The 23730-nt window shown below is 68.1% G+C and carries 16 protein-coding genes and 1 tRNA gene; 10 read left to right on the forward strand and 7 right to left on the reverse strand.

What is annotated here, in order from left to right:
- Positions 1–11 precede the first annotated feature (11 nt).
- Both R2J76_RS00055 and R2J76_RS00060 read left to right on the forward strand, forming a co-directional pair.
- The gene (locus R2J76_RS00055) at positions 12–830 is read left to right on the forward strand and encodes a hypothetical protein (RefSeq protein ID WP_316413734.1); all 819 of its coding nucleotides are present in this window, start codon (positions 12–14) and stop codon (positions 828–830) included.
- A gap of 4 nt (positions 831–834) precedes the next feature.
- Positions 835–1473 (forward strand): 4Fe-4S dicluster domain-containing protein, encoded by a 639-nt coding sequence (locus R2J76_RS00060; protein WP_316413735.1) that lies wholly within the window; start codon positions 835–837, stop codon positions 1471–1473.
- Between the two features lie 16 nt (positions 1474–1489).
- Here the strand turns inward: R2J76_RS00060 and R2J76_RS00065 are convergent, their stop codons facing one another.
- The 3 genes from R2J76_RS00065 to R2J76_RS00075 form a co-directional block, all read right to left on the reverse strand.
- Positions 1490–2956 carry a menaquinone biosynthesis decarboxylase gene (locus R2J76_RS00065; protein WP_316413736.1) on the reverse strand — a complete coding sequence of 489 codons (1467 nt, stop codon included), beginning with the start codon at positions 2954–2956 and terminating at the stop codon, positions 1490–1492.
- A gap of 40 nt (positions 2957–2996) precedes the next feature.
- Positions 2997–4289, reverse strand: coding sequence for a thymidine phosphorylase (locus R2J76_RS00070; protein ID WP_316413737.1), 1293 nt, complete (start codon positions 4287–4289; stop codon positions 2997–2999).
- Between the two features lie 66 nt (positions 4290–4355).
- Positions 4356–5033 carry a hypothetical protein gene (locus R2J76_RS00075; protein ID WP_316413738.1) on the reverse strand — a complete coding sequence of 226 codons (678 nt, stop codon included), beginning with the start codon at positions 5031–5033 and terminating at the stop codon, positions 4356–4358.
- An 88-nt stretch (positions 5034–5121) separates the two neighbouring features.
- Here R2J76_RS00075 and R2J76_RS00080 point away from each other — a divergent pair.
- The 4 genes from R2J76_RS00080 (at position 5122) to R2J76_RS00095 (ending at position 10546) form a co-directional block, all read left to right on the forward strand.
- A tRNA-Phe gene (locus R2J76_RS00080) sits at positions 5122–5197 on the forward strand.
- 193 nt (positions 5198–5390) lie between these two features.
- Positions 5391–7292 (forward strand): hypothetical protein, encoded by a 1902-nt coding sequence (locus R2J76_RS00085; protein ID WP_316413739.1) that lies wholly within the window; start codon positions 5391–5393, stop codon positions 7290–7292.
- Positions 7289–9247, forward strand: a complete 1959-nt coding sequence (locus tag R2J76_RS00090; protein WP_316413740.1) for a hypothetical protein — start codon at positions 7289–7291, stop codon at positions 9245–9247. Before R2J76_RS00085 ends, R2J76_RS00090 begins: the two co-directional genes overlap by 4 nt.
- Positions 9248–9283: 36 nt before the next feature.
- A complete protein-coding gene (locus R2J76_RS00095; protein WP_316413741.1) occupies positions 9284–10546 on the forward strand; it encodes a cation:proton antiporter in 1263 nt (420 codons plus the stop codon).
- On the opposite strand, the gene R2J76_RS00100 is transcribed toward R2J76_RS00095, so the two are convergent.
- Positions 10506–11075: a response regulator gene (locus R2J76_RS00100; protein ID WP_316413742.1), complete on the reverse strand. Its 570-nt coding sequence runs from the start codon at positions 11073–11075 to the stop codon at positions 10506–10508. The two genes, R2J76_RS00095 and R2J76_RS00100, sit on opposite strands and share 41 nt — an antisense overlap.
- Positions 11051–13129, reverse strand: a complete 2079-nt coding sequence (locus tag R2J76_RS00105; RefSeq protein ID WP_316413743.1) for a hybrid sensor histidine kinase/response regulator — start codon at positions 13127–13129, stop codon at positions 11051–11053. The genes R2J76_RS00100 and R2J76_RS00105 overlap by 25 nt, the downstream gene beginning before the upstream one ends.
- Positions 13130–13196: 67 nt before the next feature.
- On the opposite strand from R2J76_RS00105, the gene R2J76_RS00110 reads away from it, so the two are divergent.
- Complete coding sequence (locus R2J76_RS00110; RefSeq protein WP_316413744.1) at positions 13197–13817, forward strand: acyltransferase; 621 nt, start codon at positions 13197–13199, stop codon at positions 13815–13817.
- 57 nt (positions 13818–13874) lie between these two features.
- Positions 13875–16211, forward strand: a complete 2337-nt coding sequence (locus R2J76_RS00115) for a hybrid sensor histidine kinase/response regulator (protein WP_316413745.1) — start codon at positions 13875–13877, stop codon at positions 16209–16211.
- Here R2J76_RS00115 and R2J76_RS00120 read toward each other — a convergent pair.
- Complete coding sequence (locus R2J76_RS00120) at positions 16170–17441, reverse strand: DEAD/DEAH box helicase (protein WP_316413746.1); 1272 nt, start codon at positions 17439–17441, stop codon at positions 16170–16172. The two genes, R2J76_RS00115 and R2J76_RS00120, sit on opposite strands and share 42 nt — an antisense overlap.
- Before the next feature lie 286 nt (positions 17442–17727).
- On the opposite strand from R2J76_RS00120, the gene ftcD reads away from it, so the two are divergent.
- Both ftcD and R2J76_RS00130 read left to right on the forward strand, forming a co-directional pair.
- Entirely contained in the window at positions 17728–19566 is a 1839-nt protein-coding gene (gene ftcD, locus R2J76_RS00125; protein WP_316413747.1) for a glutamate formimidoyltransferase, read from the forward strand.
- A gap of 926 nt (positions 19567–20492) precedes the next feature.
- Positions 20493–22079, forward strand: coding sequence for a HEAT repeat domain-containing protein (locus R2J76_RS00130; RefSeq protein WP_316413748.1), 1587 nt, complete (start codon positions 20493–20495; stop codon positions 22077–22079).
- Positions 22080–22200: 121 nt separating this feature from the next.
- On the opposite strand, the gene R2J76_RS00135 is transcribed toward R2J76_RS00130, so the two are convergent.
- On the reverse strand, positions 22201–23727 hold the full coding sequence (locus R2J76_RS00135) for an ATP-binding protein (RefSeq protein ID WP_316413749.1): 1527 nt from the start codon (positions 23725–23727) through the stop codon (positions 22201–22203).
- Between the last annotated feature and the right edge of the window lie 3 nt (positions 23728–23730).

Genomic DNA, 23730 nt, shown 5'->3' on the forward strand with positions numbered 1-23730 from the left:
AAAGGTCTTGCATGCTTAAGCTTGCCGTTATCGGTGCCGGCACCCTCCTCGGGCGGGAGCTGGTGGATGCCCTGGAAACCCGGGAGTGCTCGGTCCTGCCCCTGTCCCACGGTCCCACCACGGTGGAGGAGGAACTGGGGGATGTGGTGATCTTCGCCCCCAGCCCCGCCCTGCTGGAGGGGATCGAACTGGTGATCCTGGCGGAAACGCCCGCCACCGACGAGATCCTCGCCGGCTTCCAGGGGCGGGTCCTGGATCTCCGGCCCAACGCGGAACCCTCCCTGGACCCCATGCCCGTCACCGGCGGCTGGCCCAAGGGGAAGATCGCCCTGCGCAACCGTCCGGCCGTGGAGCAGGTGCTGGCCACCCTACCCCGCCTGGTGGGCGGCATCGGCGAGGTGGGAGGCACCCACCTCCGGTCCGTGGCCTTCCTGGGGGACCAGGGCCTGGACGGGCTCCTGGAACAGACCATCGCCATTCTGAAGGGCGAAGAGCCGGACACTGCCAAGCTGGGTTACCGGGCGGCGTTCGAGGTGATCCCCCAGATTCCCCGGGGCCGCATCATCGAGGTGCGGGTCCCCGCCTTCCACGGAGACCTCCTGGTGCTGCACCTGCGGGCCGCGGACGGCGCCACCCTCGCGAAGCTGGAAGCGCCCCAGGGGGTGACCTGGGCCGAGCATCCGGCCTCCTCCCGGGAGGTGTCCGTCACCCCCGAGCTGCTGGCGCACCTGAGCCTCGCGGATGAGGGGCGCGCGGGCGTGCTGACCCTGGCCTTCGATCCTATCCTTTGGGGGACGCTCATGCCCGTGCTGCGTCTCCTCGAGCTCTAGAACCATGGCCAAGCATCTGGACGAGCCCCATGACCGGGGGGACTTCTTCAAGTCCCTGGGCACCCTCATGGCCGGCTTCGTGGCCATGCGCGTGGAGGATGCCGTCACGGGGACCGGGCCTTCCCTGCTGAGGCCCCCGGGGGCCCTGGACGAGTTCGATTTCCTGCTGGCCTGCACCCGGTGCGACAAGTGCATCGACGCCTGCCCCCAGGATTCCATCCTGAAGGCCGGGCCCCAGACGGCCCTGGCCACGGGAACCCCTTACATCCTCACCCGGAACATGCCGTGCTTCCTGTGCACCGCCCTGCCCTGCATCACCGCCTGTCCGGAGGGGGCGCTGGTGTGGCCCAAGCGGAAGGTGGGCGAGCAGGTCCTGGACGGTCCCCCGGCGGTGAAGATGGGCACGGCCCGGGTCAAGCGGCGCCTTTGCCTGACCTATGAGCGCGAAGGGGAGACGAGCCAGCCCTGCACCACCTGCGTGGACCGCTGCCCCTACCCCGGGGTGGCCATCCGCATGGCGGAGGCCCGGGAGGGGGAGTTGGCCCATCCGGAGGTCCTGGCGGACTTCTGCACGGGCTGCGGGCTCTGCTCCTTCGGGTGCCCCACCCCGGAACCCGCCATCGTGGTGGACGCCCGGGAATGATGTTCCACGTGGAACGCTAGATACCGTACTCCGCCCAGCGCCGGGCCACCCGTTCCAGGATGGCGTCGGGGAACACCAGATCGCGGGGCCACTCCCGCTGGAAGTTGTCCAGCTTGGCGCTCTTGCGGGTGGCGTCGATGCCGACCTTGCTGCCGAAGGCGAAGCGGTCGCTGCTGTGGTCCAGCACATCCAGGGGACCGTCCGTGAAGAGCAGGTCCCGGCGGGGGTCGACGTTGCTGGTGACCCGGAAGAGGACCTCGTTGGCGTCGTGGGGGTCGATGTCGGCGTCCACCACGACGATGCCCTTGGTGAACATCATCTGGCCGGTGCCCCAGATGGCGTTCATGACCTTCTGGGCGTGGCCGGGGTAGTCCTTGCGGATGGACACGATGGCGAGGTTGTGGAAGCCGCCGGCCGGCGGGAGGTGCATATCGACCACTTCCGGGAGAACCATCTTTAACAAAGGCAAGAAGATGCGTTCCGTGGCAAAGCCCAGCCAGGCGTCCTCCTGGGGGGGACGGCCCACGATGGTGGCGGGGTACACGGGGTTCTTCCGGTGGGTGATGGCCTCCACGTGGAGGACGGGGTAGTCGTCGGCCAGGGAATAGTAGCCCGTGTGGTCCCCGAAGGGGCCCTCCCGGCGGAGCTCGGCGGGGTCCACCCAGCCTTCGATGACGATCTCGGAATCCGCGGGCACCTCCATGTCGTTGGTGACGCAGCGCACCATCTCCACGCCCTCGCCCCGGAGGAACCCGGTGAACATGATCTCCGAGAGGAAGGGAGGCAGGGGCGCGGTGGCGGCGTAGGAGAGGGCGGGATCCCCGCCGAGGCTCACGGCCACGGGCATGCGCTCGCCGGGGGCGTACCCGTGGCGGGCCCGGGCGCCGTCGTGGTGGAGCTGGGTGTGGAAGCCCAGGGTGTGATCGTCGTACACCTGGAGGCGGTACATGCCCATGTTCCGGAGGCCGCTCTTGTGGCGGGTGTGGCTCAGGCCCAGGGTGATGAAGGGACCGCCGTCCTCGGGCCAGGTGGTGAGCACCGGGAGGCGGGAGAGGCGCGCCTCTTCGCCGCGCCACACCACCTCCTGGCACGGGGCCTTGCGCACGGTCTTCGGCATCCAGGCGCCCACCTCGGCCAGGACCGGGAGCTTGGAGAGCTTGTCCAGGAAGCTGGCGCCGGGCTTGGGCATGGCTTCCTGGATGAGTTTCTCGATGCGCCCGGCCACGGCGTCCAGGCCCCTGGGATCCCCGTCCACTCCCAGGGCCATCTCCATGCGCCGCCGGCTGCCGAAGACGTTCATGGCCACGGGCATGGTGGCGCCCTTGACGTTCTCGAAGAGGAGCCCCTTCCCTCCCCCGGGGGCCTTGCTGACGCGGTCGGCGATGGCGCCGGCCTCCAGGTGGGGATCGACTTCCGCGCGGATGCGCGCGAGTTCGCCGCGCGCATCCAGCCGGGTCAGGAAGCTCTGGAAGTCCTGGGACATGATGCACCTCGTCCACGCGTTTCCATGGAAACGCGCAGGGTTAGATGGTTTCCAGCAGCCAGGGGGCCTTGGGCAGGGGGGTGGGCCGGATATCGATCCAGTCCGCGGGAAGGGGGTTGCCCGTCTTCCCGTTGTGGTGCAGGGTGAGGATCTTCATGCCCTTCTCGACCTTGTCGCCCACGTTGGCGTGCACCTCGATGCCGATGCCCAGGTCGAGGATGTCGTCCTTGGAGGAGCGGCCCCCGCCCATCTCCATGGCCTTGATGCCCAGGCTGCGGCTGTCCAGGGCATGGATGTAGCCGCTGGCCTCGGACAGGATGTCCACGCTGTGGGCGCTGCCGGGGAGCAGGCTGAAGTCGTCCAGGGCCTTGGGGTTCCCGCCGTTGGCGGCCACCCAGGTGCGGTACGTCTCCATGGCCCTGCCGGAGGCGATGCTGTCGGCCACGAGGGCCTCGGCCGTGGCCAGGTCCTTGGCGGCGCCGCCCAGGATCAGCATTTCGGCCGCCAGACGGAAGCTCATCCTGGCCAGATCGGAATCGGCGTGCATCCCCTTCAGGATCTCCACGGATTCGATGACCTCCATGGCATTGCCGATGGCGCGGCCCAGGGGCTCCTCCATGCGGGTGATGAGGGCCTTGATCTTCATGCCGTGGGCCTGGCCCACGGCCACCATGCTCTTGGCGAGGGTGCGGGCGTCGTCGAGGGTCTTCATGAAGGCGCCTCCGCCGCACTTCACGTCCAGGACCAGGGCATCGGACCCGCCCGCGAGCTTCTTGGACATGATGCTGGCGGTGATGAGGGGGATGGATTCCACGGTGGCCGTGACGTCGCGCAGGGAATAGAGCTTGCGGTCCGCGGGGGTGATGTCGCCGGTCTGGGCGCTGTTGGCGAAGCCCGTGTCGCGCAGGCTCCGGCGGAACTCATCCTGGGTCAATTCGACCTTGAGGCCAGGGATGGCGGCGTACTTGTCCACGGTGCCGCCGGTGTGCCCCAGGCCGCGGCCGCTGAACATGGCGCAGGGTATGCCGCAGGAGGCGACGATGGGGCCGAGGATCAGGGTGGTCTTGTCGCCCACGCCGCCCGTGGAGTGCTTGTCCACCTTCACCCCGGGGATCGAGGAGAGGTTCACCTTGTCGCCCGAATCCCGCATGCCCAGGGTCAGGGCCAGGGTCTCCTCCACGTCCATCCCGTGCCAGCAGATGGCCATCAGGAGGGCCGCGCTCTGCTCGTCGGGAACGGTGCCGCGGGCGGCGCCTTCGACCCAGAAGGCGATCTGCTCGGGACTGAGCTTTCCGCCGGTCTTCTTCGTGTAGATGAGATCGTACATTCTCATGGCTGCTGCCTCCGCGCGGGCACGGGAATCCGGTCCGCCGGATCCCGGCCCTCGATTCGAATAGGCCTAGACCCCCTGGAGCATGCGCTCCACGGCGGGGTCGGCCTGGGTCTTGAAACGGGCCTTGTAGTCCGCGAAATCCTTCAGGGCCTGGGTGCGGTCGCCCTTGAGGCGATCGGCGTCCAGGAGGGTGGTCCAGAACACGGGGGCCCAGGCCTGGTCCGGGTCGGCGTTCTTCCGGAGGGAACCCAGGGTGGCCAGGGCCTCGGCGCCCTGCCCCATGGCGACCTGCTTCTGGGCCAGCCGCAGCTTGCCCCAGGCGTCCCCGGTGGCGGCGGGAATGGCGCCCTTGCCGTCCAGCTGGAGCTTCCAGGAGGCCAGGATGCCTTCGGTGGTGGTCTTCTCGGAGCCCGGCGCGTTGCGGGCCAGGGCCTCCAGCTGCGGCAGCTTCTCCCGCATGCGCTTCTCCACCTCGGCGGCGGGAAGGGGTTCCGTGCTGTCGCCGGCGACCTCCAGCTGCAGATTGGCGAGATCGCTCTCGTGCTTCTCGATGCCCGCGGCGCGCCAGTACCGGAACCCGAACACGACGACCCCGAGTCCGAGGACGACGCCGGCCGTGATGAGCATCGGCTTGAGGAGACCGGCCTGGATGTCTTCGCCCGAGGCGACCTTCTTCTGGAAGGCCTGAAGGCTCTGGGCAGGCTTCTGGACCTGGATGACCTTGTTTTTGCTGGTGGCAGCCATGGAAGACACTCCGAACATTCAAGCATGCCCGACCAGCGCAGGTTTCGCACTTGAAAACTGGGGGACCTCTGATACGATGGAACGCTAGGCCCGGATAGCTCAGTTGGTAGAGCAATGGACTGAAAATCCATGTGTCGGCGGTTCAAATCCGTCTCCGGGCACCAGAATCGCAAGGCTCCGAAATCTTCGGAGCCTTCGTTTTTTTGAGATTCGCACCCCCGGGCGGATCTGGGAGACTGGGGGGCGAACCCATCAACCGAGGCCCCGATGAAACTGGCTGGCTTAGTGCTATCGACTCTCCTTGTCCTGCCGCTGGCGGGGGCCAAATGGGCGCCGATCCCCAAAGAGGTCTGGGCCATGAAGGGGGATCCGGGCCTGGTGGCGGGGGGTGCGGTCATCCTGGAGCGCAAGCTCGATTTCCAGCCCAACTATTTCGAGCAGACGCTGCGGGTGCGGATCCTCAGCCAGGCGGGGATGGCGGCGGTGGAAATCACCGATCTGCCGCCCAATCTGTTGTCGCTGGAGGGACAGGTGACCCAGCCGGATGGCAAGGTGCAGGTCATCGGGCGCAGGGAGGATTTCCTGGTGCGGAAGGTCGTCTCCACCGCGGACGGATCGGTGCAGGAAGGGGTGCTGATCCCGCCCGGGGTGACGGCGGACTGCGTGGTGGAAGTCCGGTGGCGGGAGGCCACGGAACGCGGAAGGGCGGAAGCCAGCCGCATGTCCTTCGAGGACAAGGGGCACCTGCCGGAGCGATGCGGGGATTTCTATTTCTGGAGCCTCGGCTCGGCCTACCCCACCCAGGTGGCCCTGGTGCAGCGCTCGAGGGAAATGGCCTGGCCCTTCCTGTTCTTCTCCACCAACGGCTACGCCATGGCGGAGGGGTCGGGATCCATGGGGTCGACCTACCTGTTCCGGAACCTGCCTGCCTTGCCTTCGGCTCCCTTTTCCCTGGACGTGCAACGGCCGGTGCCCAAGGTTCTGTTCTACCGGCCCATCGATGGCCTGTCCTACCTGGCTAAGGGTCCGGCCATGGACTACTGGCAAAAGGTCGTGGATCTCGCCTACAAGAACTGGTTCCTGGTGAAGGTGGCCAAGGGTGAAGCCTACCGGACCTTCTCGGCCGAACTGCGCAAGGATCTGGCGGGCGGGCCCCGGGAGCGGGCCCGGACCCTCGCGGAGCGCCTGGCGAAGCGCACCGTGAACCTGGACCAGCTGCTCTACGACGAGAAGCCCGACCTCCTGGCCCGGCACGCGGTGGACGAGGACGGGGTCTCGAACCTCAACTACGCCGCCAAGACCGGGTTCGTGGACAACAACGGCGTGGAAAAGCTCCTGTTCCACCTCCTCCTGGACGAGGGGCTCAAGCCCAAGGTGGCGCTGGTCGCGGACCGGCGGCAGTGGGTGGTGAATCCCGAAGTGCGCACCCCCTTCCAGTTCACCCACCAGTTGTTGGGGGTGGAGGAACCGGGGCAGCCGATCCTCTGGCTGGATCCCCTGGGGCGGATGGTGCCGGCCGGGGAGGTGCCCTATTACTACCAGGGCACCAAGGCCCTGACCTTCGACGGCGTGAACTGGAAGGCCGGGTTCCAGGAGATCCGGTTCTCCCCCGCTGCGGACAACGGACGTGAGTTCGCGTTCCAGGTCGATCTCACGGAGGAGGTGGGCAAGGTCCGCGTGGAGGCCTCCTTCAAGGGTGCTCCGGCCTTCCAGGCCCGCCGGTCCCTGGGCAAGCAGTCGCCCACCCAGCGGGAAGCCTGGTTCAAGGGCACGCTGGAAAAGGGCGGACTTACGGTCACCCGGACGGAAGTCGCCCATGCCCTGGATCTGTCCAAACCCCTGGTTTGCACCGCCGAAGCCACCCTGCCCGTGGAGCCGGGGCGGATCCTCAAGGTCAACCCCTTTCCGGGCATGGACGCGGCCCTGTTCCTTCCCGCTTCGCTGGCGCAGGAGCGGCTGGATCCCATCATCCTGCCCTTCATGGGCATCCAGGAGGCCCGGAGCACCGTGAAGGTGCCCCGGGGGTACGTGCTTCCGGCCCCCGTGGTGCGGGTCAAATCGACGCAGTGGGGCACGGTGCTTCTGGAAGTGCGGCAGGACCCGGCAAGTGGCGACCTGACGGCGCGCATGAAGGCGAGCACCCTTTCGGCCTACAACCTTCCGGCGGCCTATGGGTCGCTCAAGGACTACCTGCAGGCGGTGCGTGCGGTGGTCTTCCCGGAAGTCACGCTGGAGAAATCGGCGGAACCCGTCAAATGAAGGCGCGATGGGCAGCGGGAATCCTGGCCGGGCTCTGCCTGGTCCACCCGGCGCGGGCCGCGGTCCCGGATCTGGGGAAGCTGCCGGCCTGGGCCCAGGGGCCGGCGCGGGAGGCCGCCCTGGAGGCGCCGCCGGCGGGGGCCGAGGCGTGGGTGCTTCTGTCCCGCCGGGAGCTTGCCTACGAGGGGGACGGGTCCCTGCGCATCCGGCATCTGCGCCTCGTGAAGCTTCTCCGGGGACGGGGGCTGGAGGAGGCGGGTTTCGTGCGCCGGGGACTCCTGGACGGCCTGGTCCGGATCCGGAAGCTGAAGGGCTGGAACCTCAGGCCGGACGGGGAACTGGTGAAACTGGAAGGCGGGGACAAGGCCACCTTCGGGAACACCACGGAGGCCACCTTCGACCGCACCACCGCCCAGGTGGCCCAGTTGCGGCGGGCCGTGGAGGGCAGCCTGGTGGCCTTTGAGGTGGAGGAGGCCCTCACCTCCATGAAGGATCCGTGGATCTGCGCGGTGATGGAGACGCATCCCGTGCGGCGGTGGGAGCTGGACGTTTCCCCCCCGGAAAAGGGAACGACCTTCCAGGTGCGAAGACTCCGCTTCCAGCCCTGGCTTGGCGCCGCGGAGGGGGACCCCGGGGTGCGGGTGGGCCCCGTGCCGCCCATGCCCCTGGCGGAGCCTGCCTGTCCCTTCCCGTACCTGAACCTGCCGGCGGTGGAAGTGCGCTTCCTGGACCCCCGGTGGAGCGGAACCGGGATCCTCGCCAGCTGGGAGAACCTCGGGGGGTGGTACCACGGCCTCTTCGCGCCCAAGGTGCTGGAGGTTCCCGGGGAAGGCCAGGGCCTGCCCGGGCTCCAGGCCCTCTGGAGGCGCCTCGGCCGGGACCTGGTGTACAAGCAGGTGTACCTGTCGCCGGAAAGGTCCAATGTTCCGGAGACTTCGGTGGAGGTGGCACGGAAGGGATACGGGGACTGCAAGGACCTGGCCTGCCTGTTCCTGGCCAAGGCCCGGGCGGCGGGCTTCCAGGGCTTCCCCGTGCTGGCGCGCATGCAGGTGGGGCCCGTGGGCGACGCGGAAATCGCGGGACCCCCCAGGGACACGTTCGACCATGTGGTGGCGGCCTTGCGCCTGGAGGCCTCCCTGGGGCTACCGGCGGAGGTGGAAACCCCCAAGGGGCGGTTCCTGCTGGTGGATCCCACGGATCCCTTCACGCCCCTGGGACGCCTGGGGGCGGCGCACCGGGACGGGAGACTGCTCATTTGCCTGCCAGGAGGGGGGCAGTGGGTCGCGGTTCCGCCGGGGGCCGTGCTGTCCGGGGTCGTGGATATCGAGCTGAAGGGCGCCGTGAACGGCTCGGGCGCCTTGGAGGGCGAGGCCACCCTCCGGGAGACCGGAGGGCTTTGGGGACTGCGGAGCCGGGCCCAGGCCCTGACCCGGGCGGAATTCCGGGCCTACGTGGAAGCGGAGGTGCTGGACCAGGCCCTCAACGGAAAGGTCGAGGTCCTGCGGGTGGGGGACCCCCTGGATCTGGAACGGCCCTTCACCGTCACCCTGAAGCTTGCGGACCCCGGGGCGCTGGGGCGGCAGGGCTCCGCCTGGGTGCTGCGTTCGCCCCTGGGCCTTCCGGGGTTGCCGCCGGCCTTCGCGCCGGCGGGGCGGAAGCGCCAGCTCCCGCTGGTGTCCCGGCGGGCGGGAACGGTCCGGCTGGACGCGACCCTGGAACTGCCGGCCCCGGCTCGCCCCCTCCTGGCGGAGGGGAACGGGGAAACCGTGTTCCGCGCCCTTTCCTGGAAGGCGTCCCTGGAACCGGAAACCCGCGTCCTGCGGCTCAAGGTGGAGGAACGGCGCAAGGACGCCGCCTTCGACCTGAAGGCCCTGGGGGAGGCCGAGGCGGCCTGGCGGAAAGACCGTGCGCTGGTGCGCTCCCTCCTGGAGGACGGCATGGCCTTCCGGCCCTGAATGGTAGGATGAACCCATCCTGGCCTGGGGGATCCGATGACGTTCGCGATGCTGGTGAATGATCCCTTCGCGGGAACCCTGGCGCTTCTGGCGCTCGTCTGGGTGGCGGCCAAGCTGGGCGGCGAGGTGGCGGTGCGCCTGGGGCTGCCTTCGGTGGCGGGGGAACTGTCGGCGGGGTTGCTGCTGGCGGGGCTCCACCAGGGGATGCCGGGCTTCCCGGACGTGGCGGGGTCGCCAGGGGCGGAGGTGCTGGCGAACCTGGGGGTGATCCTGCTCATGTTCGCGGTGGGACTGGAGTCCACGGTGCCGCAGATGCTCCAGGTGGGGGTGGCCTCGCTGCGGGTGGCCTCCCTGGGGGTGGTGCTGCCCATGGCGGCGGGGCTGCTGGGGGCGAAGGTCCTGCTGCCGGCGGGATCGCCCCTGGTGGTGGATGTGTTCATCGGCGCCTGCCTGTGCGCCACCAGCATCGGCATCAGCGCGCAGGTGCTGCGGGAGCGGGGGGCGGCCCAGTCGGCGGAGGGCCGGGTCATCGTGGGGGCGGCGGTCATCGATGATGTGCTGGGCCTCATGGTCCTGGTGGCGGTGAGCGGGCTGGTGGCGGCGGCGGACGGGGGGGGGGCCCTGCCCTGGGGGCGCCTGGGGCGGACGCTGGGGCTGGCCACGGGCTTCCTGGGGGTGGCGCTCACCCTGGGGCGCCTGGCGACGCCCCACCTGTTCCGGCTGGCCAGCCGGCTTCGGGGCGAACAGGTGCTGCTGCCCCTGGGGCTCGCCTTCGCCTTCTTCCTGGCCTGGCTCAGCGGGGTGGCGGGGCTGGCGCCCATCGTGGGGGCCTACGCGGCGGGGCTGATCCTGGAGCCCGCCCACGTGGAGCTTCTGGAGGAGCGGGAGGCCCACACCCTCATGGCCCTGCTCCAGCCCCTGGTCATGGTCATGGCGCCCATCTTCTTCGTGCTCATGGGGGCGAGGGTGGACGTGCGGGCCCTGGTGGCGCCGTCCACGCTCCTGTTGGCGGGGGTGCTGGGGGCCCTGGGCGTCGCGGGGAAATTCGCTGCGGGGTTCGGGGGAGGCCGCGGGCTGCGGGCGTCGGTGGTGGGCTGGGGGATGGTTCCCCGGGGGGAGGTGGGGCTGATCTTCGTGGCGGTGGGGGCCCAGAGCCGGTTCCAGGGCGGACCCCTGCTCTCCCCGGAGGTGCAGGCGGGGATCGTGGGGGCCATCCTCCTGACCACGGTGGCGGGTCCCCTGGGACTGGGGCGGGTGCTCAGGCGAGTAGTTCCCGGAGGCAGTCCGGACACACCGTGAAGGCGGCGTTCGGGGGGATGAGCATCGCCTCCCAGGCGCCCCGGTCCGTGGCGACGCGGCGGCACCAGGCGCACTGGGACGCCTGGCGGGCCTTGGTCTGGGCCCCCAGGGCCGCCCGGAGTTCGGCCACCAGGGCGCATTGCTGTTCATAAAGGGCCTTGGCGCGCAGGTGGTTGCGCACCCTGGCTTCCACCAGGGCGGGGGGGGTGGGCTTGGCCAGGTAGTCCACGGCGCCCAGCCGGAGGCCGGCGTATTCCTCCCCTTCGCCCATCTGGACGGTGAGGAAGATGACGGGGATGGGGGCGAGGCGGGGGTCGGCCTTGAGGCTGCGGCACACCTCCAGGCCGTCCAGGCCGGGCATGACCACGTCCAGGATCACCAGGTCGGGCAGGCAGCGCCGGGCCAGTTCAAGGCCCTCCACCCCGCTGGTGGCGAAGAGCACCTCGCACAGGGGGGCGAGCACCTCGCCGAGGACCACCACCTCGCTGGGCACATCGTCGACGATCAGGACCGTGGGCCGCCGGGGCATGGGTTCCTCCTGGGTTCGGAGAGGGTGTCGAGGAGGGCCAGGGCCCGGGGGAAATCCAGGCCTTCCACGGCCTCCTCCAGTTCGCCCAGTTCCCGGTCCAGGCCCCCGATGCGGAAGGCCTCCCGGAGGCGGGGGAGGTGCCCGAGGGCATCGAGGCTGTTGCGTTCCAGAAGGTCCCGGATGAGGGGGAGCTCCTCCGGGGTGGGGGGCGGAGAGCCGGGTTCCGCGGGCCGGGCGCTGAGGTCGGAGGCGGCCAGTTCGGTTTCCAGGCGCTCCAGGGCCTGTTCCAGGATGGCGAGGTTGGTGCCGGAGGGGCTGCGCTGGAGCCGGCGGGAGGCCTGGCTCACCGAGTCCGCCCCGATGTTTCCCGCGGCGCCGGCGAGGGTGTGGGCGAGGGCCGCCATGGCCGCCACGTCGCCCCGTTCCATGGCTTCGTGCATGGAGCGCCGGAAGGAGGCCGCTTCCCGGCGGAATTGGCTCAGGACCCGGTTGAGGAGGTCACGGTTGCCCTGGAGGCGCTCCAGCAGGAAGCGCCACTGGATGGAGGGGGGAGGCGCCGAGGGGGGCTGGGGCGGGGCCTGGGGCCGGAAGACCGACGGGAGGTGGCGTTCCAGGGTCCGGTAGAGCAGGTCCGGGTCCACGGGCTTGGCCAGGAAACCGTCCATGCCGGCCAGCATGCACTGGTGGCGCTCGTCCTGGAGGAGATTGGCGGTGAGGGCGAGGATGGGAATGTGGGGGCCGTGCAGGGCCCGGATGCGCCGGGTGGCTTCCAGGCCGCCCATGCCGGGGAGCTCCAGGTCCATGAGGATGCACGCGGGGGGTTCGCCGGGGGCCAGGACCGCCCTAAGGGCTTCCAGGCCGCCGGTCGCCTCGGCCACCCGGAGGCCGACCCTCTCCAGCAACTCCCGGGTGACCATGCGATTGACTTCGTTGTCCTCCACCAGGAGCACGCGGGGGTGCTCGCGGAAGGGGGCGGGGCTTGGCTCCTGGGGATCGGGGGTGGCGGCCTGGAGCAGGTCCAGGATCCGGGCGCTGTCCGTGGGCACCAGGAGGAAATCGTGGATCCAGCCCAGGTCCACGGCCTTCTGGGCCCGGCGCACGGAGGCGGGCCGCACCCGGTACACCAGGCACCGGGTGGGAAGGCCGAACCGGCGCTGGATGCGGGGGGCCCCGTGGGGCAGCAGGAGCAGGTCCGGCGGGGCCGCCAGGGCCAGGTGCGTTTCGGCCTCCGCCAGGGTCCGCAGCACCGCCACGTCGCGCACGAAGGGGCGCAGGCTCGCCGCGAAGGATTGGCCGATGGCCGAATCGCCCTCCACCACCACGGCGGAGGAAAGGAGCACGTCGGGGCCTTCGGCGGCGGGGGCCGGGAGGGTGAAGCGGAAGGTGGAGCCCTCCCCGGGATGGCTGTCCACCTGCAGTTCGCCGCCCATGAGGCCCACGAGCCGGCGGGCCAGGGAAAGGCCGAGGCCCGAGCCGTCCCCCTGGGGGAGGGGCCGGGAGAAGGGCTTGAACAGGGCCGAGCGCTGGTGGGCGTCCAGGCCGGGGCCGGTGTCCCGCACCCGGAACTCGGTGCCCGCGGAGCCGGGATCGACGAAGAGGCGCACCTCCCCCTTGGGGGTGAACTTGATGGCATTGTCCACGAGGTTCACGAGGACCTGCTTGAGGCGGTCCGCGTCGCCCAGCAGGTGGCGGGGCACGCCGGCGCCCCACTGGATGCGGAAGAAGATGCCCTTCTCGTCGGCGCGTCGGCGCACCCGGTGGACCAGTTCCTGGCACAGGGCGCCCAGGTCCAGGGGCTCCCGCACCACCGTGAGGGCGCCGGCCTCCAGCTTGGAGAGGTCCAGGTTGTCCTCCACCAGCTGCAGGAGGGTGTGGGCGGCGCCCAGGATCTGGTCCAGGTAGCCGCGCTGCTGGGTGGACAGGGGCGGGGTGCGGGCGGCGAGGTGGCAGAGGCTCAGGATCACGTTGAGCGGGTTGCGGATCTCGTGGCTGAGTTCCGCCAGGAACAGGGGGGGGGCGCCCTGGGTCCGTCCACCTTCCGCGCGCTCGGCCATGGTCCCATCTCCCGTTAGAATCTGGGTGCCGCTCCGGTGGAAAGGTTCCGGGGGGCGCGGAGAACCCATGGATGCGGATGTGGAGCGGTACCGGGACCAGCACAAGCTCAGGCTGTCCTGGATGCCGTGGTTGTACTTCGCGCTGAAGGACCGGCACCGGGCCTGGGCCCTGGCCTGGCAGGAGGAGGTGCAGGGCCGGTTGCGGGACCAGGAGACGGTGGAGATCGGGCCGGGCTGCTTCGTGGCGCCGGAGGCGCGGATCTTCGGGGAGCCGGGGCGGGCGGTGGTGCTGGGGGCGGGCTGCTCCGTGGCGGCGGAGGTCTTCCTGCACGGGCCCATCACCCTGGGGCCGGACGTCTCCATCAACGCCCGGGCCTCCCTGGACGGGGGGGCCCGGGGGATCACCCTGGGGGAGGGGACCCGCATCGCCAGCGGGGCGGCGCTCTACGCCTTCGACCACGGCCTGGACCCCGCCCGGCCCGTGAAGGACCAGCCGGTGCGGTCCCGGGGCATCACGGTGGGCCGGGATGTGTGGATCGGCGCCAATGCGGGGGTCACGGACGGGGTCGTCATCGGGGACCACGCGGTGGTGGCCATGGGGGCGGTGGTGACGCGGGACGTGCCGCCCTGGGCCATGGTGGGCGGGGTGCCGGCCCGGGTCATTGGGGATCGGAGAAATAATCGGTAATATTTCCAAGCGGCCCTATTTATACTGCCTCAGCCACCCAGGTGACCGAGGGGAGTGATGACCGAACGGAAGGACGCCAAGCCGGGATCGCAGGTGGGGGGGGGCCTCCGGGATGTGATGGAGAGCCTCCCGAACCCGGTCTTCTACAAGGATCTGGCGGGCGTCTACGTGGGGTGCAACCGGGCCATGGAGCTCTTCGTGGGAAAGGGCCGGGAGGAGATCCTGGGACGGACGGTGCGGGATCTGGTGCCGCCGGAGGAGGCCCGGGTCCTGGAGGCGCGGGACGAGGAGCTGCTGCGCACCGGGGGGCGGCAGGTGTTCACGGCGGATGTGCGCCGGCAGGACGGGGAGGTCCGGCACATCCTCTTCAGCAAGGCCCTGTGGATCGGGGCGGAGGGGGAGGTGGCGGGGTCGGTGTGCCAGTGCCAGGACATCACCGACTACCAGCGCCTGGAAACGGCGCACCGGGAGAGCGAGGCCCGCCTGCGGGCCCTGCTGGACGGGCTCCAGGAACGGGAAGCGCAGTTCCGGGCGCTGTTCCTGGCCGACAACGGCATCAAGCTGCTGCTGGCGCCCGAGGGGGGGTGGATCCTGGACGCCAACCCGGCCGCCGAGGCCTTCCTGGGCTACGACCTGGCCACCCTGCGCACCATGAACATCGCCCAGCTCAACGGCATGGCCGAACCCCAGCTCACCGAGGCCATGACCCGCATCGTCCTGGTGGGGGGGGAGAAGGTCCAGCGCACCTACCGGCTGGCTTCCGGGGAGACCCGGGAGGTGGAGGTGTACGCCGCGCCGGTGGAGGTGAAGGGCAAGACCTACCTCTGGGCGACCCTGCACGATATCACCGAGGGGGTGGCGGCGGAGGCGGGCCTGCGCACCACGGAGGGGCGCCTGGCGTCCCTGGCGGAATCCGTGGAGGCCATCGTCTTCCGCTTCGGCCTGGACGGGGCCTGCATGTACGTCAACAGCCACTACGGGCGCATCACGGGCCTGCCCGAGGCCCTGGTGCTCAACGGCAAGTGGGCCAAGGTCATCCACCCGGAGGACCGGGCGCGGATCCTGGAGGGCTGGAAGGCGGCGCGCAAGCTCCAGCAGGTGCACGAAACCGAATTCCGGCTGCTGAACGCCCCCGGGCAGGAGCTCTGGGTGCTGGGCAGGACGTCCCCGGAGCGGGACGCCGGGGGGAAGGTGGTGAGCTTCCTCACCACCTGCACCGACATCAGCCGGTTCCGCCGGGCCGAGGAGGCCCTGAGGCAGGCCTCCAAGCAGGAGAGCCTCGGGCTGTTGGCGGGAAGCATCGCCAATGATTTCAATAATATTCTTCAGGGGGTCTGGACCAGCCTGGATCTGCTGGAATCCTCCGCCGGGGACCCGGCCAGGACGGCCCAGGCCCTGGAATGGGCCCGGGGCTCCCTGGTGAAGGCCAAGCGCATCACCCAGTTCATCCAGCAGTACAGCGGCCAGGGCACCAGCGTGCCGGTGCCGGTGGATCTGGGGGCGCGGGTCCTGGAAATCTCGGCGGACCTGGCCACGGCGGGGATCCGGGTGGAGGCCGCCGCCGCCCCGGGGCTGCCCCGGGTGGTGCTGGACCCCGAGCAGCTGGCCCACGGCGTGAAGGCCATGGTGGTCAACGCGGTGGAGGCCATGGGGGACCACCCGGGCACCATCCGGGTCCTGGCGAGGCGGCCGGGGAGCTTCAACGCCGCCCAGGGGGTCTGGATCCTCCACCCGCAGCCGGGGGAGGCGGTGGAGCTGGTGGTGGAGAACGATGGGCCGGCCATTCCCCGGGAAGAGCTGCACCGCATCTTCGATCCCTACTTCACCACCAAGGAGGCGGGCCGGGGCCTGGGGCTCTCCTCGGTGCTGGGCATCGCCCGGGCCCACCGGGCCGGGCTCTGGGTGGAAAGCACGCCCGGATCCGGGGTGCGCATCCGGATCCTGTGGACGGTGGGGGGCCGGGTGGCGGTGGACCTGGCGCCCATCCAGGGGGGGCCGGGGGCCATCCTGGTGGTGGACGACGATCCGGAGGTGCTGCGGGTGGTTTCCCGGCTCCTGGAGGAGATGACGGGGCGCACCGTGCTGGTGGCCTCGGGCGGGGAGGAGGCGGTGGAGGTCTTCCGGGGCGCCGGGGCGGGGGTGAGCGTGGTCCTCATGGACGCCAACATGCCCGGCATGGACGGGACGACGGCCTTCCGGATGATCCGGGAGCTGCGTCCGGACATGCCGGGGCTGCTGTTTTCGGGCTGCGACACGGAGCAGGGCGAGGAACTGGCCCGCACCTACGGCTTCTCGGGGTTCATCAAGAAGCCCTTCGACGCGGAGGACCTGCGGCGGAGCTTCGAGGCGCTGCTACCTGCGGGCGCGAGAGGCGGAGGGACGGCCTCCGCCTGAGCCGGGGCGCCGGGCGCCGCCGGGGCGGGGTCCGCCCTGGCGCTGGCCGCCGCGGCCCTGGACGATGGGCTCGGCCTTGATGGTGGGGTCGGGCACGAAACCGGGCACCACCTCGGAGGGGAGGTCCCGCTTCAGGAGCTTCTCGATGTCCTTGAGGAGCCGGGCCTCGTCCACGCACACGAGGCTGAGCGCCTTGCCTTCGGTGCCGGCGCGGCCGGTGCGGCCGATGCGGTGCACGTAGTCCTCGGGCACGTGGGGGAGCTCGTAGTTGACCACGTGGGGCAGCTGGTCGATGTCCAGGCCCCGGGCGGCGATGTCGGTGGCCACCAGGACGGTGATGCGCCCGGCCTTGAAGTCCTCCAGGGCCTTGATGCGCTGGGGCTGGCTCTTGTTGCCGTGGATGGCCATGGAGGCGATGCCGTCGGTCTCCAGCTGCTCGGAAAGGCGGTTGGCGCCGTGCTTGGTGCGGCAGAAGACCAGCACCTGCTGGAGGCGCTGGCTGCGGATGAGGTGGGACAGGAGGGCGCGCTTGCGGTCCCGGTCCACGGGGTGGACGATCTGCTCCACCAGGTCGGTGGGGGCGTTGCGCCGGGCCACGTCGATGAAGACGGGGTTCTTCAGGAAGGCGCCGGCCAGGTCCCGGATCTCGTCGCTGAAGGTGGCGGAGAAGAGCAGGTTCTGGCGCTTGGTGGGCAGCAGGGCGAGGATCTTGCGGATATCGCGGATGAAGCCCATGTCCAGCATGCGGTCCGCTTCGTCCAGCACCAGGAAGTCCAGGTGGGAGAAGTTCAGGTTGTTCTGGCCGTAGTGGTCCAGGAGGCGCCCGGGGGTGGCCACCAGGATCTCCACGCCCGAGCGCAGGGCCTTCACCTGGGGGTTGATGTTCACGCCGCCGTAGACGCTGGTGGAGCGCAGGGGGAGGTGGCGGCCGTAGGTGCGCACGCTCTCCTCGATCTGCATGCACAGTTCCCGGGTGGGGGTGAGGATGAGGCAGCGGATGGGGTGGCGGGCCGGGGAGGCGCTGGAATTGGCGCTGGGGGCCAGCAGCTGCAGGATGGGCAGCACGAAGCCGGCGGTCTTTCCGGTGCCGGTCTGGGCGCCGGCCAGCAGGTCGCGGCCCTCGAGGATGGCGGGGATGGCCTGTTCCTGGACGGGGGTGGGGTGTTCGTAGCCTTCGTCGCGCACAGCGCGCAGCAGCTCCGGCATGAGGCCGAGATTCTCGAATGACATTGATGCTCCTGGTTGGGCCCTCCCGCGTTTTCGTGTGCGCGGGCCCCGGTCAGGGCAGGAATGGGATTTCGCAGCAGGAACCCGGCTCCGGCCGGGTGAAGGACGCAGACCGGAGCGCCTTCCAGAACGAATCGACAGAATAGCGAGAATTGGTCGCAAAATCCACGAAATTCGATAAGCAGCGCGGAATCAGGGGCATTTCCCCCTGCGATGGTTGTCACAAGCGGCTTGGCCCCGGGTGCGCCCCAGGGCATCTTGGAATGAACGATTTTTCGCGAGGCACACGATGGCTCACCAGGTGGTGGAATGCGTTCCCAATTTCTCCGAAGGGCGCGACCCGGCGAAGATCCGCCAGATCACGGACGCCATCGCGGCCGTGGCCGGGGTGAGCCTCCTGGACGTGGATCCCGGGGCCGACACCAACCGCACGGTGGTCACCTTCGTGGGGAGCCCCTCGGCGGTGGTGGAGGCCGCCTTCCAGGCGGTGAAGACCGCCGCCAGGGTGCTGGACATGGCCTCCCATTCCGGGGCCCACCCCCGCATGGGTGCCACGGATGTGTGCCCCTTCGTCCCCGTGGAGGGGGTGACCCTGGAGGACTGCGCCGCCCTGGCCCGGGCCCTGGGCGAGCGGGTGGGGCGGGAGCTGGAGCTGCCGGTGTACCTGTACGAGCACGCCGCGAGCCGTCCCGAGCGCCGGAACCTGGCGGTGGTGCGCAAGGGCGAGTACGAGGGCCTGGAGGAGAAGCTCAAGGATCCCCAGTGGGCCCCCGATTTCGGGCCGGCGCGCTTCGACGCCCGGGCCGGGGCCCTCATCACGGGCGCCCGGGAATTCCTGGTGGCCTACAACGTCACCCTCAACAGCCGCGACAAGAACCACGCCACGGACATCGCCTTCGAGCTGCGCGAGAAGGGCCGCGTGGCCCGCCGGGGCCAGAAGGACGCCTTCTACAGTTCCGGGGAGATCCTCTTCTACCGGGAGGGGTGTTTCCCCTGCGGCAACTGCGATCACGATTTCTCCACCTTCGAGGCGGTGGAGGCCCACTGCCGGGCCGACCACGGCTACGAGCTGCGCCACCTCCTCAAGCTCAACGACATCGACGCGTCCAAGGGGGTCGTGGGGAGGAAGGTGCACCGGGCGGGGCGCTTCACCCACTGCAAGGCCATCGGGTGGTACGTGGACCAGTACAAGCGCGCCCAGCTCTCCATCAATCTCACGGACTACAAGGTGACCAGCCCCGTGGACGTGCTGGAGGCCACCCGGCGCATGGCGGTGGAGCGGGGCCTGGTGGTCACGGGCAGCGAGATCGTGGGGCTGGTGCCCTTCCAGGCGCTGTACAAGGCCGGGCAGCACTACCTGGGGCTCCAGGGGAAGAGCCCCTTCATCCCCGTGGGCGACGTGCTGGAGAACGCGGTGTTCTCCATGGGGCTGGCCGACGTGTCGCCCTTCGACATCGAGAAGAAGGTCATCGGGCTCCCCCGGACGTACCCCAAGGGGCTCATGGCCATGACGGGCACGGCCTTCGTGGACGAGGTCTCCCGGGACACGCCGGCCCCCGGCGGCGGGTCCATCGCGGCCCTGGCGGGGGCCCTGGGCGCGGCCCTGGCTTCCATGGTGGCCAACCTCACCCAGGGGGGCGCGCCGGAACTGCGCCAGGCCGCGGAGAAGGCCCAGAAGGCCAAGGACGCCCTGGTGCTGGCGGTGGACGAGGACACCGACGCCTTCACGGCCTACATGGAGGCCCGCCGCCTTCCGGCGGGCACCCCCGCGGAGAAGGCCCTGCGGGAGCAGGCCATGCAGGACGGGCTTAAGCTGGCGGTGGAAGTGCCCCTGGGCACGGCCCGCACCTGTCTTGCCGCGATGGAGGCCGCCGAGGTGGCCATGCACCACGGGAACCCGGCTTCCATCACCGACACCATGGTGGGCTTCACCATCGCCTTCGCCGGGGTCCGGGGCGGCATCTGGAATGTGCTGATCAACCTGAAGGACATCAAGGACGGCGCCTACAACGGAGCCATGAAGGCCACCTGCGCGGCCCTGCTGGCCGAGGCCCAGGGGCTGCTGGACCGGGCCACGGCCCACGGGGACGCCAAGCTGGAGGCGATGCTCGAAAAGGCCGGGGCCTAGGAGCCGACCGCGAGACCTGGGCAGCTGATCCATTCCTGGTCGCGACGGGTGAGCAGGGATGGATCTGGGCTTGCGGATCCACGAAGCGCCGCCCCACCGCATCGCTGGCCCTGCGGGAACAGGGATGAAGCCGGATGAACAGGATGCAGGGGATGAAAGAAGGCAGCATCGGCGCCCGCCGGCACCGGTATGCCTCACGCGAAGCGACCTCATCCAGCCCTGGGAGCCGCGCACCGTCCAGGGCCCTCCAGGGGAGCCCTTCCGCCCCGGACCCCCATCCGCTCAGCGAAGCGAATGCGCGCAGCCCAGCCCCCGCGTCCCCGCCGCCATCTCCGTCATCGCCGGCTTGTCCGGCGATGACGAACCGGGGCGAAGGTCCGGGACACGTACGAATACGGAGCCCCCCCCCCTGGGTTCCAGGCTATTCGCCGATGATCTTGATGAGTACCCGCTTGTCGCGGCGGCCGTCGAATTCGCCGTAAAACACTTTTATGTACCAAATGATTGTCAACCGTGTGTGTGGGTGACTGATTCTATTTGGCTTAGCATGACAAAAACCGTCCTTTGGCTTGAATTATGTTAACCAACCATGGGTTTGGCGCCTTCGGGGCTGAGAGTTCTTAACAGGCAGTCGGGAGAATCATCATCCAGCAAGGATGGTTCTTCTCGTCTTCTTCCAGGGCTGGGGCAACTTCAATCAACCGGGAAATAAGACTTCATTGACCCTTCAGACCTTCTGGACTGCTCCATCGTCCAGGGAGTTCCTTTCGCGGAATATTTCAAGCATGCCCTTGCCAAGCGCGGAAGCAGAAAGATCCCCCCGACCTTTGGTGTCGAAAGGCGATAATGACCTGCTGGTTTCATCCGTCAATTGCCTGGGGGGCGCCTGGATCGGTCACGCATTAACATAGGTCTGGAGGTGACCCATGGCCTGGGGACATCGCACCGTGTATGTCCAGCAGCCCGCTAAGTCTCCCGAGACGCCCCAGGATCAATACCTGAGGATCCTGGAGGCCGCCCCCTTTTCTGAGCGAGCGGGTGCCATTGGTTATTTCCTCGGGGAGCATGAGGACAAGGCGCAGGCTATGCAATGCGCTCAACGCCTAGCGGCGGACCCGGAGGCCGCCCTGCGCTTCGCCGGGGCAGCAGCTCTGGTCCGCTTGCACCTAGGTGGTTCGCGTGAGGCGGAGAAGACCCTCTGGACGCTAATCAGAGACGAAAGCCCAAAGGTCAGGGCCAAGGTCGCCGACGGCCTGAAGTGGGATAACCTGCCAGAGACGGGTCGGCTGAAGCAGGCGCTGGCGGAAGACGCAGATCCGACGGTTCGCGCCCACGCCGCGATGGGCTTGTATTTGCTCGGCGATGAAGCTTCCCGTGCCTCCCTGCTAGCCCTCACCTGGGACCCTGTCGCCGAAGTCCGTGCTGAGGCCATATATGCCCTGCAGAACATCGAGGAGCAGAACAATCCGCCACCGCCCACAGAATTCTTGGGGTTCGTCGAGGACCCCTCGCCCCTGGTGCGGAGCAGCCTTGCAGCCTGGCTGCATTGGGAGAACCCCGCAATTTCGTTCCCTTACCTCCATCGGCTTGTCCGGGATCCGGATGCTTCCGTCCGGTTCCAGGCCCTTGCCTCTCTGGGGGCGAACCCGGCTTCCGAGGTCACCACTATCGTGCGATCGGCCACAGCGGACCCCGACCCATCCATCCGGGCCGAGGCCCTGAGTTTGCTCCAGAGCCGGGCATGCGCCGACCTTCGCCAAGTCCTTCTCGCCAATGCTGCGGATTCCTCCTCGGTGGTGCGGAAGCAGGTCGCATACGGGCTAGAGCGGGATCCGACTCCCGACCTCTTGCCGACGCTTGAGAAGTTCAGCGAGGACGAGGCCAATATGAACATCCGCCGTTCTGCGCTTAGGAGCCTGGAACAACTCCCCGGTGTTGAGGCCGAGGCATTGATTGTCCGGATGTTGAGGGATCCCGCCAAACCGATCGCCAAAGCCGCAGAGAAGGTTCTCAAACAACGCGCCAAAATTCAGGGCGTCTCCCTGGAGAGCGCAAACATCGTCCAGTTCGGCCTTCAAGATGCTGTTGCGACCCGACTGGCCTTCCATGGCCTCTCAAAGGTGCCTCTGAAGGCCTGGGAGGATTTCCTGTCGCAAATCATCCGGCTGGATGGCCGGCCCAAGGCCGACTCGGCCTCCTCTCCAGCCGTGCAAGTCGAGGCCCAAGATGGAACCCTGCACTGCATTCTGCCCTTCGGTCCAGCCCAATGGATCCGCCTTGATACGGTTTTCCAGCCTGGCCACCCCACGCTTATGGGCTTCGCCATCCAAACGACAAAAGAAGTTGCCATTTGGTTCCAGACTCAGCAGCCTAGGCATTTTAACCACGGCCTCCGGTTGGCAAAGCGCCTTGGCTGGGTAGAGGGGAGTTCACCGACTTCCGATAATCCGGTCCAAACGGCCCGAGCCATCCATTGCAGGGCGCGACCATCCCGTGGCGCCCTGCTTTCCTAAGTCTTGGGCGCATGGCAGGGCATGCCCTCCGTTGGTAATGGTGAAGCCGGAATGGATGCGCTAGATCACTTTTGGAATCTTGACCTAACTCTCCAAGTAGCCGTTCCGGTGCATACCATAGCTAAATCCGCGCCATGATTCGATCAACCAGCGTTTTTGCTGCTACTCGATTAACCGAGCACTCGTAAATCAGACTGATCATCCGCTGAATGGTCTCCCGCTCCTTTTTAGGCAGCTCTGCCAGCGGCCCAGCTTCCGAGGTCACCTTCTTGGCCTTTTTCAACCTGGACTCCAGCTCCTGATGCCTCTCTGCCAATAGGCTGCGGTCCTCTTCACATAGGACCTGCGCATCAGCGACCTTCCTGATCTCATGCATTTCGCCTTGGATTTCTTGGACGATCGCATCTGCCTCGTTCTTGCGAAGCACTCCTTGTTCCAGGATATTCAACCGCTCCTCGATCTTCAGGACTCCGATATCAAAAGCTTTGATCCGATTGCGGACAATGGAATTGCTCCGGCAGAGGCGGGCAACGTGGTCCCCGATCTCAGTTAATTGATGGATGACTTGGGTATAGTGGGCATTCTGTTCAAAATCATCCCGGCGTCCGTTTGGAACAACCCTGTCATCCAGCAGGTGGACTTCGCCCACGATCCAACTCGCAAACCGGGCTTCCGGGAAGATGGACGTAAAGATCCGGTGGTCGCCGACCTGAATGTTTCCTTTCCTGGCTTTGAGGCCCTTCACACCAGAGGCACTGGGAATTGCGCCGAGGTAGCTGTGGTTCACCATCCAGGCGACGGCAGAAACGCCGCCATTCATGCCGGGGAGGACCCGAAACTCTGGGTCAGTGAATTCATCGGTCTTCGCATCCCCGACCGAAAATTCATTCAGGTAGGGTCGGTAAAGGGGAGTCTTCTTCTTACCCAGAAGGATCTGGATCTCATCCAGGGCCGTATGCTCCCGGAGGAAGGCCGCTATCTTCTTGCCATATTTGAACTTGGGATTGAAAGGAACGGGCGCGACCTGGGATAGGTAGCGTCCGATTTCATCCTCGTTCAGAAGCAGGTCGTTCTTGATCCTGATGGGCTTCACCAACTCGACTTCGTAGAAGTGCTCAGGCCATCCGTCCGACTCAAGGACGGAGACCGTGGCGACCGCCTTGATGAGTTCCCCCACGCCACCGTCAAAATGGCTGTCCGTAACCAGTTTCTTGAAGGCTTTGCAGTCCCAGACCAACTCCTGGACGTTGGCGTCCCCCTTCGACCGGGACCTGAAGATCAAAGACTGGCAATACCCCAGGCCAGCCAGCCGACCCACCCCGCGAAAGCCCCTGGCTGCGGTCCCTCGCTTCCGGCTGGCACCGAGGGAAGTAAGACGCTTGGCGAACTCACCGTTGGGAACACCCGTGCCGTTGTCACGGATTCGGACATTTCGGTTCTCGGCGTCGATATGAATCTCCACCTGCCCTATTTCATTGCCATAAAGGTTTAAGGCACGGGCCTCATCAATCGAATCGGCGGCATTCTGCACGTATTCCCTATAGATGGTCAGGGGATCGACGTACATGGCGGAGGTCACTAGCTCAAGAATGTCCTTACCGATCAAGATGTCGTTGGGGAGAGAAATGCTCGTGTGTTTGGTCACCATGAT

The sequence above is a fragment of the Mesoterricola silvestris genome (assembly GCF_030295405.1).
Classification (GTDB): Bacteria; Acidobacteriota; Holophagae; order Holophagales; family Holophagaceae; genus Mesoterricola; species Mesoterricola silvestris.

Bases quoted from the DNA above. Each gene is read 5' to 3' on its own strand.
- R2J76_RS00055 (WP_316413734.1), top strand. From the start codon at position 12: ATGCTTAAGCTTGCCGTTATCGGTGCCGGCACCCTCCTCGGGCGGGAG.
- R2J76_RS00060 (WP_316413735.1), top strand. From the start codon at position 835: ATGGCCAAGCATCTGGACGAGCCCCATGACCGGGGGGACTTCTTCAAG.
- R2J76_RS00065 (WP_316413736.1), bottom strand. From the start codon at position 2,956: ATGTCCCAGGACTTCCAGAGCTTCCTGACCCGGCTGGATGCGCGCGGC.
- R2J76_RS00070 (WP_316413737.1), bottom strand. From the start codon at position 4,289: ATGAGAATGTACGATCTCATCTACACGAAGAAGACCGGCGGAAAGCTC.
- R2J76_RS00075 (WP_316413738.1), bottom strand. From the start codon at position 5,033: ATGGCTGCCACCAGCAAAAACAAGGTCATCCAGGTCCAGAAGCCTGCC.
- R2J76_RS00085 (WP_316413739.1), top strand. From the start codon at position 5,391: ATGAAGGGGGATCCGGGCCTGGTGGCGGGGGGTGCGGTCATCCTGGAG.
- R2J76_RS00090 (WP_316413740.1), top strand. From the start codon at position 7,289: ATGAAGGCGCGATGGGCAGCGGGAATCCTGGCCGGGCTCTGCCTGGTC.
- R2J76_RS00095 (WP_316413741.1), top strand. From the start codon at position 9,284: ATGACGTTCGCGATGCTGGTGAATGATCCCTTCGCGGGAACCCTGGCG.
- R2J76_RS00100 (WP_316413742.1), bottom strand. From the start codon at position 11,075: ATGCCCCGGCGGCCCACGGTCCTGATCGTCGACGATGTGCCCAGCGAG.
- R2J76_RS00105 (WP_316413743.1), bottom strand. From the start codon at position 13,129: ATGGCCGAGCGCGCGGAAGGTGGACGGACCCAGGGCGCCCCCCCCCTG.
- R2J76_RS00110 (WP_316413744.1), top strand. From the start codon at position 13,197: ATGGATGCGGATGTGGAGCGGTACCGGGACCAGCACAAGCTCAGGCTG.
- R2J76_RS00115 (WP_316413745.1), top strand. From the start codon at position 13,875: ATGACCGAACGGAAGGACGCCAAGCCGGGATCGCAGGTGGGGGGGGGC.
- R2J76_RS00120 (WP_316413746.1), bottom strand. From the start codon at position 17,441: ATGTCATTCGAGAATCTCGGCCTCATGCCGGAGCTGCTGCGCGCTGTG.
- ftcD (WP_316413747.1), top strand. From the start codon at position 17,728: ATGGCTCACCAGGTGGTGGAATGCGTTCCCAATTTCTCCGAAGGGCGC.
- R2J76_RS00130 (WP_316413748.1), top strand. From the start codon at position 20,493: ATGGCCTGGGGACATCGCACCGTGTATGTCCAGCAGCCCGCTAAGTCT.
- R2J76_RS00135 (WP_316413749.1), bottom strand. From the start codon at position 23,727: ATGGTGACCAAACACACGAGCATTTCTCTCCCCAACGACATCTTGATC.